The sequence below is a fragment of the Flavobacterium phragmitis genome, assembly GCF_900112575.1.
Lineage (GTDB): Bacteria > Bacteroidota > Bacteroidia > Flavobacteriales > Flavobacteriaceae > Flavobacterium > Flavobacterium phragmitis.
Window position 1 is genome coordinate 301,468 of record NZ_FOMH01000010.1, and the last position, 14,520, is coordinate 315,987.

Sequence of the window (14,520 nt, forward strand, 5' to 3'; positions counted from 1 at the left end):
TGTAACTAATAAATCAATTCTTTAAATAAAACATAAAACTTAAAAAACAGTATAAAATTCTTAAAAAACATTACTTTTTGTAAATAAAAACTTATTTTTAATTTCAAATATAGACAGAATTGTATCTATTTTGCAGGAAACAAAATCAAAAAAAAGATAATTAACAATCGGTTGTTAAAATAATAATCGACTATAACAAAAAAAAGCCCGCTACATTATTACTTAATGTAACGGGCTTTATCTTAATAATTATTTTATTATTTCATTCCGTTTAATCCATCGGCAAAGCCTGTATATGCAGACTTACGAGTAAACTGTAAATCCCATAGTGCCTGTTTTTCGCCAGGAAGCCAAGAAGAGTCCTTTTTACTATCCGTAACCCCCCACACTGTTATTCCATATCGTTGTTTCGCAGGAATATGCTTTGTATACATGTCTACAACATATTTGTACATTTCTGCCTGTTTTTGAAGCATGTTTGCAGTAACATTACTTGTCCCTACTGCTATATCTAATTCAGAGACTTTTATAAGCTTGCCTGTTGCCGCCAGTAATTGAAACATTGATGCGATATTTTCTTTATTGGAATTAATGCTAATATGCATCTGCGTTGCAATACCGTCAACTTTTTGTCCTTTGCTTTCAATATACTCGACATATTTAATAAGTCCTTTACATTTATCAAGATTGTACTCTAGATTATAATCATTAATGAATAATTTATCGGCTGGATTACCATACTTTCTTGCCAATCTAAATGCTTCGACAGCATAATCTTTCCCTAAATAATCCTGCCAGAAAAATTCATCTGAAGCCAACGTTTTTCCAACACCTGTTTTTAGTTCGTAAGGCTTACCATCATCCATTGGTTCATTGACTACATCCCATGCTTTTACCGCTGGACTGCATTTTTTCATCATCTCTGAAATCCATTTCTCTAAACTTTGATCGATAATATTTTTCTTTTCCTCTGCAGTTTTCTCAATTATTGTGCTTCCACCTGTCGGATTGTACTTTTTTAATGTAATGTTATCAAAATAATAGTTAGTTGCAGCTTTTCCAAGATTAAACGCGATTGCACCACAAGTTGCCTGCTCTGCAGAAACCGTAATTTCTTTCGTATAGGTTGTCCAGGTTGGCGTTGAGGAAATAGTTCCAAAAAAATCCCAATGCTTATATGCTCCTGGAGTAACATGTGCCTGTGTAGAATAAGAAGCATTTACATCTGAACGCACATCCATTGAAAGCTGATATTTTTCACCTGCCTGAACTGCTGGTGAGAATTTTACAAAAAGCTGTGCCTCCCAGTCGTTTGCCCTAACGGCGGTGTTGGTTAATTTTAAGGCTCTTCCTACTCCATTTGCTCCTTGTCCAGCTGCAGTATATGATGCTGTTATATTGGAATTTACTTCATAATTAGAAGTATTATCTGCCTCAAAATCATTTTCTGTAACAAGATCCCAGCTTGGACCTCCTGTTGATGGAATTATAATTGGAGCAATAAGACTTTTTAAATATGTAGCATTTTGATTTGCATGCCAGCATAAAGTATGTCCAAATACTGTAACTCCAGATTGATTGCTGGCCGTCAGTAGCTTGTCTATTCCGGAAAAGTCAAATGTTCCGTCATTTTTAACGACTGCCCCGTGCTTCATTTCATAACCCATTGTAATCTCATCAAAGTTTCGATCTACAAGTCTTTTGACTACTCCCCCAGAAACATATTCAGATAATGAAATTCCGGCACCTAATTTAAAATCTGGATTGCTAGACCTGTCAACGTAGGTTTTTAAATCTTTGTAAGCATCTATTTTCTCCTGATTGGCAATGGACTCAGGTTTATCATATTCAAAATTTAAAACACTATCATTTGCACAGGACCAGACTGTAGCAACAGTACAGGACAGCAGTGCCATTTTATACAATTTATTCATATCGTTTAAATTTATACTTTTAATAATATTGAATTATTTGACAACAGGAGTAAACAATTCGGCAGTTACGCCTCTGTCGCGAAGTACTAATGTATCTTTAGTTGCTACACTAAAATCCTGAAAATTAACTTTATAATCTAAATAAAGTGCATCACGATCCTTATTTCCCCAACTGTTTTTTTCTCCTTTTCTTACAAATTTTCCTGTACCAGATGCTGTAAACTGTGAATTATTATTTCCAGTAATGGTACAATTGTCTTTATCATCAAATGTTAGCACCAGATTAAAATTAATATTGGCTCCAGCCTTATCTTTAATCGTAACAGGAAAATCAATAGTTTTCATTGACAAAGTATTTATTCGGTTAACCTGATCTTTCTCAACATAAGTATTATGTCTGGTTTCTACTCTATTAAGCGCAGTATTTCCATTGTTTCCAACAAACGTATCTTTTCCTCTTCTTAAATAAAATCCATCCCATGGATTTACATATTTAATTGCATAAAAAACATAGTCTTTTGGAGCTATACTCCAGTCTGAAGACAAAGGTCTTAATGGATTTGCAACAAGCGCTTTTCCTGACAAAATAGAATCTGCATTCACCACCTTTGTCATTTGAAGCGGAATGACATATGTCTTTTTTATGGCAAGAGGATCTGCAAAAAAAGCATCTGTAAGCTGTACTTCTACACCTCCTGTAATTTGTCCTTTTGGAATAACTATTTTATTGCTTAAAAGCGTATAGTAATTAGCAGGCATGGCAACAATCTGATCTCCTCCGTTACTAAACAAAAGATTCGACGTTAGAGAATTGGCAACCGAAACATCAATTGTTACCTCCTTATCATTTTTATAAACACCGCCCAACGTTCCCATTATTTTGCATTTATGTTCATTATCCAATGAAGTATCGAATATATCTTCTCCTAAAGTTATGGTTCTCACAGGAAACTGGTATGCAAAATAAACTGCTGAATACTCGTAATCATCAAAGTTCTGGTCATCATTTGTACATGCTGTCAATAAAGCAAAAAGAACAGCAACCACTAAAAATATCTTGTTTTTCATTTTTCTATAATTATTTAATAATAAATACATTAGACAGAATACAACCCTACCATCCTTTGTTCTGAATCAAGGCATTAAACTTCAAAACCTCAGAATATGGAATAGGTCCATACTTCATATACTCCTGAAAAAGCCTGTCCTCTACTGTAATTTTCTGATAAGTATTTGCTTGGATTTTTATTCCTTCTGCAGCGTTATTCAAACTCAAATTCCATCTGCGCAGATCCCAAAATCTAAAGCCTTCGAAACATAATTCCAATCGACGCTCATTTCTAATTAAGTTACGCATAGCTGACTGATCGGATTTAATAGATTCTAAGTACAAGTCTGGTTGACTTATTCCTGCTCTTTTCCTTAAAGCCTGAATTACATCATATGCTGAAAATCCAGCAGAGCCAGTCGCCAAAGGTCCCCATGCTTCGTTTGCTGCCTCAGCATAAATTAAATACAGCTCTGTGTATCTCATACGTGGCCTGTAATGTCTTTGATTATTTACTGCATTTGGATTCAAGTTAACATCCTGACGAAGCAGTTTTTTCATATAATACCCTGTTCTGGTCGAAGTACCTACTTTGTTCAATGCATCATTTGTACTTCCATCACTTGCTGTAGTAATTACTGTGTTGTTTACACCAGCAGTAGCTTGATTCACTAAAATAAATTTCTGCAGACGCGGGTCACGATTTGCATATGGATTAGCCGCATTGTAATTTCCAGCTGGATTAGAAATAGGATATCCATTTGCCATAGGAAAAGCATCTACTAAATTCTGAGTAGGATTAACACGTCCTTTTCCAAAAAGTGTTGGCGGAAAATTATCACTTTCCAGATTATTGCTTTCAGCAATATCTGTTCTCCAGATTACCTCTTTCGGATTTACTCCTCCCCCTAAACTGCTCAGTTCGGCAGCATTACTATACCAATTGAGACCGTTTGGATCGATTCCTGCAATTCCGCCATTAAGATTTAATAATTCTCCTGCATACTTAGCGGCAGTATCCCAAGTAGTGGTGCTTCCCGAACTAAATGCGGGACTTGCAGCCAATAAAGATGCTTGAGCTCTTACAACCTGAGCAATTCTCGAAGACATTCTCTGTCTCGCATATTGTCCAAATACACGATTATAATCTGCTAAATTATCGTATCCCGGTGGCAGAGCCGTGGCATCTTCAAAATCTAACGGTAACAATTCTACTGCTTTTGCTACATCTGCAAATAATTGTTTCATGCAATCCTCAAATGAACTGCGGGCCACATTAAAGTTTGAAGTGGAAGTCTGAGGCTCCAATAATACGGGAACACCCAACAATTCTCCATTTGCGGCAACTCCTGCATGAGCCTGCAACAAATAATACATATAAAGTGCACGCAAGCCGTAAGCTTCTCCTTTTAAACGGTTTCTAAACAAAACACTGACATTATCATCTTTTGCCCACTTTACTTTATCTGCTTCAGCAAGAAATATATTCAAATATTGAATAGCGCTTTTGGAGTTAGTCCATTGGTCCAGAGGGTTAAAATTGGCAGTCCATTGACCTGTTGCCGCTTTAAGATAATTACTGCTGATGTCATTGGTAACAGCATCATCTGTAGCAACATCATTGAAAGACCAGGAATTACCCGGCAGTCTTGTATAAGCATTTAAAAGAATTCCCTGCGCATATTCTGCTTCAGCATACATATCTTTCAATCCCCTGTTGTTCTCTATAGCAGGTTCAATCAAGTCATCACAGCTGCAAAAAACAAACACAACTGATATAAAAGTTAATAATTTTATTTTCATACTAATTAAATTAAGTGTTTCTAAAATTTAAAATAATGCTTTAAGACCTAGATTGAAATATCTGTTTTGAGGAGCACTACCAATATTCAATTCCATATATTCTCTCTCTTTAGCAAGTGTCAGAAGATCTGCCCCTAATGCATAAACACTAAGACCATTAAAGAAAGTCTGATTTAGCGCTTTTTTTGGAAAATCATAGGTAATCTGCACTTTAGAAAGATCTATTCGATTAGTGCTGTAAATCCAGAAATCTGATGAACGGTAATTATTATCACTATTCAATGAAGTCAATCGAGGGAAGGTTGCAGTATCTTTAGTTTCTTCTGTCCAACTGTTGCGAACATTTATAGAATACTTATCTTCACCATCTATCCAGTAGTAAGAGTTATTTTTCATTCCATAGGCACCTGTTTGCCCTGTAACTATTGCAAAAAATGTAAAATTATTCCACTTAGCAGTAAAATTGATTCCAAAAGTTAGCGGAGCTCCGTTCCAACCCGCTTTACCTAAATAAACCTCATCTTTCATGTCAATTATACCATCACCGTTCTGATCTTTGTATTTAATATCACCAGGTTTAACTTGTCCAAAAGTCTGTGAAGGTGAGTTTTGAATATCAGCTGCATCTCTAAAGAACCCGTCACTCTTAAGTCCCCAAAGCGCATCCAAAGGTTTTCCTTGTCTGTTTTGATAAGAATCTTCATAAAGCTCTGCTCGTTTAGAAGCTTCTGTATTTAGATAAGTTCCTGTAAATCCAAGTGTCAGATCAACAGCACCCGCCTTTTTATTAAATCTTAAATCAAAATCCAAACCTGTGCGTTTATCATCATTGTAATTGATGTAAGGAATAAACGAAGTGTTAGGCCAGCCAGTAGTGTAATAATTAGGATATAAACTTGCTGCCTGAATAATATTCCCTTCCAATTTATTAATGAAAAAATTAGTGTTCAATGTTATTAATCTATTGAAGAATGAACCTTCCAGACCAAAAGTTATCTCTTTTCTTTTTGCAAAAGTTAGATTTAGGTTTTCACCTCTTCTTGAATCCGTGCTTCTGTTAAGCGCACCGTCTCTCCAGCTGAACCAAGCCCCGTCTGTCTGGGTATAAATACTCTGATATAAATAATAATTATTTACATCCAGATCTGTATTTAAAATACCTGCAGATGCCGTTACTTTAAGATTATCTATCGACTTTATGTTTTTTATGAAATCCTCATTAGATAATTTCCACCCCAAAGACATTGTCGGCGAAAAGGCTTCACGGTTTCCTTCAGCAAATTTGGCAGAGTGAACAAATGCGCCATTAAATTCTGCAAAATATTTTTGATCAAAATTATAGGCCAAATTCAGTCCTAAATTAGCGTTACTTGTTTTATGATAAACAGCCGACTGTGACTGCTGAAATCCTGAAGCGATAAGCATAGCTGAAAAATTATGCTGTTCATTTATTTTTTTCACATAATCAAATTGACCTGAAAAAGCTACCGTTTGAGCAAAAGCACTATTACTGATGTTCTGCACTCCTGATTTTGCGTCTTTTCCATATTTAGTCAAAGAACCAATTTGATCGAATCCGGCATAAGTGTTCCAATTTGCTTCGTAAGTAGCATAAACATTATTGTATGACTGATTATAGGATGTCGCATAATCTACTGCAAAATTGGTATGAAATGACAGACCATCCAGTAAATCTCCCAACTTGACATCGACACCGGTATTAAACTGGAATTGACGGCTTGTGAATGTATTATATCCACCCGCATAAATTGTGGCAAATGGATTTGTCGGATTCAGCTGTGTTCCTCCTAAAAGGTATTGATTGTCTATTATATAATTACTACTGTTAGCAAGAGCCAACGTTGCAGCATCTCCTGGTTCTATCATACTAATAGGCAATAACGGACTAAACAAATGAGGTCTAAGTGTAGCGGCATTTTGCCAGTAATTTGTATTAACCCCTCTGGTATTAGAATAAATTGCGTTAGCCCCAATTGTAGCCGAAATTCTATCATTTATGCTCAGATCAACATTTCCTCGAATGTTAAATCTATTCATGTTATTATTAGCCGCTTCCCCAAATTCCTGTAAAGGATCCTGCTGCGACATAAAATTGACATTGGTAAAATACCTTGCCACTTTATTACCTCCTGTAATTTCAACATTTGCATCGTAATTAAAATAAAACTTCTTTACATATTCAGGTGCATAATAATTAACATTTGGATATCTGTATGGATTTTTTCCTGAAGCAAAATTATAAATGGTTTCATCTGTATATAATGGATCTAAACCGTCATTTGCCCGAGCCTGATTGTAATACTGCATGTATTCTGCTGAGCCTAGATATTTAGGAAGGCTTTTAGGTATAAACACGCCATTATCCAATCTTGATGTAATTTGTTGTTTTTGAATCTTTCCTTTTTTGGTAGTAATATAAACGACACCCTTAGCTGCACGGCTTCCATAAAGCGTTGCCGCAGATGCTCCTTTTAAGAAAGTAATCTGCTCTATTTCAGTAGAAAGTACCGAACTGGCTTCACGAGGAACTCCATCAACTAATACCAGATATCCACCCATGCCCCATAAACTTCCATTAAATCCTCCAACAAGAGCCTGAGCCCCATCCAGGCTGTAAGTTGTATAATTTTTACTTATAATTTCTGGCACATTTATATAAGAGATACCTCCCATTAAATTCTGGGCATCTTCTTTTTTGAAAGCAATCTGCACTTGGTCTACAGTAATACTTTTAAGACTTATATCTTCTATTCCGACAGAAGCCTTAATGGAAAGTGATTGATATCCTTCTGCCTGTACTTGTAAATCAGCATCTGGTGTTACCGTAATATAATAACTTCCAGCAGCATCTGTGGTTATTGATACATTATCCTGAGTACTTGACAAGGTTGCATTTTCAATAGGTTTACCTTCTACCCCGGTTATAATCCCTGTTAAAACTATCTTTTGATTATTCTGAGCAAGGATTTTAGCAGGTAACAAAGTAAATACTGCAAAACATAACATTATTTTAAGCTGTATAAATCTCATTATTCTATATTTTTTTAGTTTATTAAAACAGTCTATGAATTACCATCCTGGGTTCTGCGGGAACTCCACATACATATTCACGTCTGCATTTTTTAATGGCAGCCAATAATGTTTTTCAGAAAATTTTCTCTCCAATATCACGACTTCACGAATATTAAGCACTTTATTCTGGCTTGGGTTATTTACATCTAATGTACCAGCACGGTCAAATTCAATTGATTTTTTCAAGGTGTATGGACTGTCAATTAAAAGCAGCCAACGACGTAAGTCATTAAAACGATGTCCCTCAAAACTTAATTCGACAGCACGTTCACGTCTAACCTCACCCATAAATGCATCTAAACCTGATGTAAACACACCAGCAACATGACCAACACCAGCTCTGTCGCGAATAACATTTATTGCATCAAGAGCCGTTTTGGAGAAACCTGGATCTTTACCCGAAGCACCACCATAACCTACTGCTGCCGCTTCTGCATACATGATATAAATATCCGACAAACGCATCCAAGGAAGATGGATATTAAGATTGTTTCCATAACCAAAGCCATCATCAAATTTATTGGCTGTTCTAGGAATAAATTTATACAACAGATATCCCGTTCTACTTCCAGAGCTTATATTCCTATAACTTCCGTTAGTATAAAGATTAGCATATCTATTCTGCTCTTCGTTGGAAGGCATAGACCCTGTAACGCATTTTACACCATCATAGACAATATCATTATAAAAACGTGGATCTCTGCCTTTCCAAGGATATTGTGGATCGTAACCAGAATCCGGGTCTGCTTTTGTAATATCCTTAATTGGCATTCCATTTGCCATTCCGTAATTATCCACATAATTTGCAGTTGGCAGAAACTTCACATCACCATCACAAATTTGTGGTGCTGGCTGATATTGTTTTGAAGTTCCCCAGTTCGATCCGTTTGCTCCATAATAAGGGCCTCTAAAAATAGCTTCTGTAGAACCAGGCATTCTCCAGTTACCACCAGTTGTGTAAAAATTATCGCTGTATTTGTTAAATGGAACAAGTTTGTATTGAGATGAACCGCTTTCTGTTATAGTAAGCAGTTCGGCAAATGCCTTTGCCGCTTTTTTACAGTATTCGGCATCATAACCTGAATTACCCTTAGACACTTTATTCATTAAAGGGCTTCCGGCCCACAGATAATTTTTACCTAAATAACCGAGAGCCATTATTTTATTAATACGCAGCTCATTTTTCCCTAAGGTTCTTTTTCCAATGGTAGTATCATCCCAATTAACTGGCAACAAATCTGCTGCTTCTCTAAAATCACTTGCCGCTTTATCTGCACATTCCTGGTAAGTAAGTCTAGGCAGTTTTAGTGGCTGATCACTTGGAAGAACCGTATCGATATAAGGAAGACCTCCAAAGTACTGCATAAATTGAAAGTGAAACCAGCCTCTAAAAAATAAAAGCTGCCCTTTGATCATTTTCTTTTCTTCCTCAGTGTACTCCGTCATTTTATCGATATTGGCTAATCCGATGTTGGCTTTACGTATGCCAGCCCATCCTAGTGTCCACATATCTTTGGCAAAACGGTCATTATTGGTACTTACATTTCTTCTGTTCATCCAGCCTGCCTGCCATCCGTCAAATTCAGACTGCCATCCCCAAAAGTCTCCTTTATCAATTTTACATACAAAATGAAAATCACGAGCCGTAGACTGAATTTCGTCTTCTCCCCAATTCCATGAATTCGTCCAATAAGCATTTGTAAAATCAGGAATACATTGGTATAATTCTTCGGTGAAGCCTTGAAAGTTTTCAAAATTTTTGAATGCCTCTTCAGAAGAAATATCAGAATCAGATGATTTTTCAAGATAATCCTCACAAGATCCCGAAATTAAAAGCACACTTAAAACAATGCTGTACTTTACTATATTATTTATATATTTTTTCATAGTTCTCAGTTTAAAATATGATATTGGCTCCAAGATTAAATCGTTTTACAGTTGGATAAGCTCCTTGTGATGCCCATCCGGTTCCGGCAAAATTTGATTCCCTGTCATCAGGCATTTTTGTCCATAAATACAGGTTGTTTCCGTTTACATACACTCGAAGGCTTTGAAGTCCTACAGATTTTACCCATTTTGATGTCCCGTCAAATGTATAGGCAATCTCTGCATTCTTTAAACGAAGGTAAGAACCATCATACATGTATCTGCTTCCATTGTTAAAACCGCTTGCAGTTGATAGCCAGCGAGGCATAGGAGAATCTGCGTTTGTATTATCTGATGACCAGAAAGATCCCTGATCGTAAACCACGTGATTCTGTTCAGATAAACTGGTTAAAACGACTTGTCTGGTAACATTGCTTACGCCGTAAAACTGTACAAATGCGCTAAAACCTTTCCAGTTTATTCCGAAAGTCGTATTGTAAGTATTTTGAGGAGTTCCCGAGTATCCAAACGGAATATTATCTTTAGCATCGATAACACCATCGGCATTAAAATCCAATATGTTATAATTCCCTGGAAGTTTTTGTCCATCATTTGTGCTATGTATGGTGCTTGCGTATAATTCATCCCACGTATTGTAGTATCCATTGCTTACATACGAATAACTCTGTCCTATTGCTTTTCCTTCCCCTTTTTGGTAATCAGGCAGTAATTCGGGATTATCTGCACTTATGATTTTGTTTTTTGCATGTGTCATACTGGTATTTAACCAAAGATTAAGACCATTCCCAAAAGTATAATTGAACTTAAGTTCTAGTTCATAACCTCTATTCTGAACCTGTCCTAGATTCGCAACCGGGGCAACCGCACCGTAATAAGAAGGGATTGCTCTTCTAAGCCCGTCCAATAAAATATCTCTTCGATCTTCACGATACAAATCGAAAGTTCCGGAAACCAATCCTTTAAAAAATCCAAAGTCAACTCCGATATCACTTTTTTTCGCTACTTCCCAATGCACATCAGGATTACCTACTGAAGCTTCTTTATACCATGTATACGGGCTTGATTCTGCTGTTTCTCCTGTTGTCCCAAGTAATGCATTACCTCCATATGCCCACTGCGACATATACAACCATCTTCCGTTAACGTTATCATCACCAATTTCTCCATAGGTAGCACGGATTTTTAATAAATCCATAAATGATGCAGTGCTTTTCATGAAGTTTTCTTTGGTCACAATCCAGCTTACCCCTCCGGAAGAGAAAAATGCAAAACGATTGTCTTTATCAAATTTCTCAGATCCATTGTAGGCTCCATTATATTCAATAAAATATTTATCAGCGTAGTTATAAGTTGTACGGAAAACCCAATCTTCTCTGAAATGCGGAATCTCACTTCCTGTAGCAGTCTGGTATCTATTAAAAAGTCCTAGAACACCAATATCATGCTTCTGCGCAATTTTTGTGTGATAATTTAATTGTAGCTGATAGAAAAGGTTTCGGGCTGAAGCATTATTATTTACGCTCCCTGCACTCGGAGACCATTTAATGCCTTCCTGAAAATCGAATCTGTTGTTAAAGTCAAAACTATTCTTGTACAATACCAATCCAGTATTTGGATCTATCCATTTCTGCTGCACATCATTATACAAATCGTTTACCCCTCTGTTGTTTTCCACAAAAGTGTTGTCAAGGGCAATCATTCCTTTAAAACTAAGTCCTTTTAGCACGCTATCCAAATTCTGCTCAAGTGTAAAATCTGTATTTAACCTGGTTGTAGTTACATACTGAACCCCGCTTATCGCTAAATTCAGCACAGAGTTAGATGCTTTACCCTGATTAGGAGCATAGTATCCCCAAGAACCATCAGAATAATATGGAAGAAACACATCCGGAGCAGTAGAATAAGCAGCATCCCACATTGGATATTCGCTTCCAGAAGCACCCCACGGACTTTTTTTAACTCCATGAGAACCTGCAAGTCCAACTTTAAAAACAGTGCTTGGCGTGATTTGAAAATCCAGATTACTTCTCACATTTAAACGATTGTAACCATATCCTGCATCATAGCCTCTGTTATTATTGTATTTTCTAAATAAATCTCCCTCACTGACAAAATCTGCACTGGCAAAATACTTAACATATTTGGTTCCACCGCTTACATTTAGACTGGCATTATAAGACATTGCATAATCTTTAAACAGCGTTTTTTGCCAATCCACATTCGGATAACGTTCCGCTTCAGCAGTGTTGGCTGGAAATCTGTATTTATCAATTATTGCCTGCGGGAGATAATCATTCCAGCTAGAAGGACTCAGAGCTAATTCATATTCAATTGCCCTATTTTTAACGATAAGAGCATCATAAGCATCTAATTTCGCTGGTAGCTCGGACGGAACTTTTACTGTAGTATTAAAAGTAGTTCTGATTAAAGCTGCTCCAGAGCGTCCGCGTTTGGTAGTAATAAGGATAACACCATTTGCTCCTCTTACCCCATAAACCGCAGTAGCCGAGGCATCCTTTAATACCGAAACAGATTCTACTGATGTAATCTCCACACTATTCATTGGTCTTTCTACCCCATCCACCAAAATAAGCGGCTGTGCATTATTCCAAGTACTTGCTCCACGAATAAAAAGCTGCGGATCCTCCTCACCCGGCATACCAGTACTGGCAGAAGTAATTAACCCGGGAACATTACCCGTTAAGGCGGCACCTATGCTGTTTACCCCTCCCGCTCTTTCCAAAGTTTTTCCAGAAACCTGTGCAATTGAGGCAACCAAACTGGCTTTTTTCTGTTTTCCATATCCTACAATAATTACCTCACCTAAATCTGTTTGATCTTGGTTCATTACTGCATTAATTTCAGATTTACCTTCTACGGCTATCTCCAAGGGTTTATACCCTACACTTGTAAAGACCAAAATGGCTTTTGATGATGGAACTTTTATTAAATACTTTCCGTCTATGTCAGTAACGGCAACCGCATTAGGCACATTTTTTACAGCAACATTTACTCCTGGAATTCCTAAATGATCATTTCCTGAAGTTACACGTCCTGTGATTATTATTTCTTGATTAGTCTGGAATACTACTTTTCGCAAAGGCTCCGCTTTCTCGGCTGCCTGCAAGGTACCTGCAAACAAAAACTGAAACAAAACTCCCAAAGGCAGATATTTCAAGCCATTAAAAATTTTACATAATTTTATTCTCATATTAATTAAGATGTTTGAACTAATTATTTATTTATCTCTTTTTTAATTGATAAGCAGCATAAATACGAGGAAAGCTATCCTGTGGAACAATAAGAAGCTGCCTATAATTAGTACTGTGTTCATGTTGAGTTGTGATTCATCATTTGTTGTTTTAAAAAAGTGGTTAGTAAGTTTTTTTTTGGATATAATATGACTCCACTATTTTATTAGCGAAATCTTTTGTTTGTTTTTGTGAAATGAATGTGAATTCTATGTTAACAAAAATATGTAAAAATTCGACATACACAACCGATTGCTTAAAATTTTATTGACAATATCAAAAAAAAACAGGTGTATAAAAACATATTAAATATATTTTATCTTAAATAATTAAGTATAATTCAATTTTAAAAGTGTTTTGACGAATATCAGTATAGTTTTTTCAGTTTAATCTTTAAATCACTAACAATTGTATATTTAACACTTAATAAAAAATATAATAGAAATCATAATCGTATTATGAGAAAAGAACCATAAAATCAACGTTTTAGTAATTTCAAGTACTATATAACTTGTAAGTAAAACATGTTTCACTAGAACAAAAAAACAACCGATTGTATTTTTATATCCAAACAGTATGATTGCAATAGATTTGAATTGATATTCCTTTTTTAAAATGTTAAAAAATTTAACTTATAAAAAATATACAAGCATAAATTAATAAGCTAGGGTTCTCTTTAATCTCTAAAATCTATGGCATAAAAAAACCGGTTCTAATTTTAGAACCGGCGTGGATTACATGGATTATATTAAATCTTCCTTTAATTTGTAATTACCATTCCGCCATTATGAGGAATTTTTATTTCAACTTCTTTGTTTTTATTTATTTTAAACGAAGTAACTTTTCCATTTAATTGCTCATCATCGCTGTAGTAATTAATTTTTGTATCAAAATTCAACATATCCAATTTTACTTTTGTTTTCAATGTTTTATTCTCAGCATTAATTCCGGCTATAAACCACTTTGTTCCTTTTCTTCTGGCCAATAAAACATATTTGCCTGGATATCCCTCTAGAAAATGAACCTCATCCCATACTGTAGGCACCTCTTTCATAAATTTTAAAGCCCAATCTGGAGCATCATTCAAATTATTGGGTGCTAATGCAAAATGCTGTACGCCGCTTTGAAAAAGAACAGAAGTAGCAAGGGCAAATACATCAGAGGTCATTCTCTTTGAGCCTTTGTTTGGAATATTATCACTGTTATAGAATTTATTTAAGGCACTTCCTCCAAAATCCATACTTCCCACCGTATTCCTTATAAACGTATGGGTTGCCGCACTTACTGCTTCGTTGTCACAGCTTTGCTGACCGAAGTGTAAATTCTCGCTTGCCAAAACAGCTTCACTCGAAGCAAAGTTAGGATACATGCGCTCCCAACCACGTGGTAAAGTACATCCATGAAAAATGACCATAATTCCAAAATCATTGGCATCCGTCAAAATATCTTCATACAGTTTCATGGTCACCTGTTTGTCCCCTCCGAAAAAATCCACTTTAATGCC

7 protein-coding genes are annotated in these 14,520 nt (G+C 35.9%); all 7 read right to left on the minus strand.

The genetic code is table 11. The annotated features are described in order from the left end of the window. Positions 1-257 precede the first annotated feature (257 nt). Positions 258-1,934, minus strand: coding sequence for an endo-1,4-beta-xylanase (locus BM289_RS18500; protein ID WP_208610266.1), 1,677 nt, complete (start codon positions 1,932-1,934; stop codon positions 258-260). 33 nt (positions 1,935-1,967) lie between these two features. After that, positions 1,968-3,002: a DUF5627 domain-containing protein gene (locus BM289_RS18505; protein WP_091496300.1), complete on the minus strand. Its 1,035-nt coding sequence runs from the start codon at positions 3,000-3,002 to the stop codon at positions 1,968-1,970. 46 nt (positions 3,003-3,048) lie between these two features. Beyond that, a complete protein-coding gene (locus tag BM289_RS18510) occupies positions 3,049-4,785 on the minus strand; it encodes a RagB/SusD family nutrient uptake outer membrane protein (RefSeq protein ID WP_091496302.1) in 1,737 nt (578 codons plus the stop codon). 27 nt (positions 4,786-4,812) lie between these two features. Continuing rightward, positions 4,813-7,836 (minus strand): SusC/RagA family TonB-linked outer membrane protein, encoded by a 3,024-nt coding sequence (locus BM289_RS18515; RefSeq protein ID WP_091496304.1) that lies wholly within the window; start codon positions 7,834-7,836, stop codon positions 4,813-4,815. Between the two features lie 39 nt (positions 7,837-7,875). Beyond that, entirely contained in the window at positions 7,876-9,765 is a 1,890-nt protein-coding gene (locus BM289_RS18520) for a RagB/SusD family nutrient uptake outer membrane protein (RefSeq protein ID WP_091496306.1), read from the minus strand. A gap of 10 nt (positions 9,766-9,775) precedes the next feature. Beyond that, positions 9,776-12,976 (minus strand): SusC/RagA family TonB-linked outer membrane protein, encoded by a 3,201-nt coding sequence (locus BM289_RS18525; RefSeq protein WP_091496308.1) that lies wholly within the window; start codon positions 12,974-12,976, stop codon positions 9,776-9,778. An 800-nt stretch (positions 12,977-13,776) separates the two neighbouring features. After that, positions 13,777-14,520: glycoside hydrolase family 97 C-terminal domain-containing protein (locus BM289_RS18530; RefSeq protein ID WP_208610267.1), on the minus strand; the 744-nt coding region annotated here is incomplete at its 5' end.

What these genes read in the sequence shown, in the direction of transcription:
- BM289_RS18510 (WP_091496302.1), bottom strand. Translation starts at nt 4,785, where the DNA reads ATGAAAATAAAATTATTAACTTTTATATCAGTTGTGTTTGTTTTTTGC.
- BM289_RS18525 (WP_091496308.1), bottom strand. Translation starts at nt 12,976, where the DNA reads ATGAGAATAAAATTATGTAAAATTTTTAATGGCTTGAAATATCTGCCT.
- BM289_RS18505 (WP_091496300.1), bottom strand. Translation starts at nt 3,002, where the DNA reads ATGAAAAACAAGATATTTTTAGTGGTTGCTGTTCTTTTTGCTTTATTG.
- BM289_RS18515 (WP_091496304.1), bottom strand. Translation starts at nt 7,836, where the DNA reads ATGAGATTTATACAGCTTAAAATAATGTTATGTTTTGCAGTATTTACT.
- BM289_RS18520 (WP_091496306.1), bottom strand. Translation starts at nt 9,765, where the DNA reads ATGAAAAAATATATAAATAATATAGTAAAGTACAGCATTGTTTTAAGT.
- BM289_RS18500 (WP_208610266.1), bottom strand. Translation starts at nt 1,934, where the DNA reads ATGAATAAATTGTATAAAATGGCACTGCTGTCCTGTACTGTTGCTACA.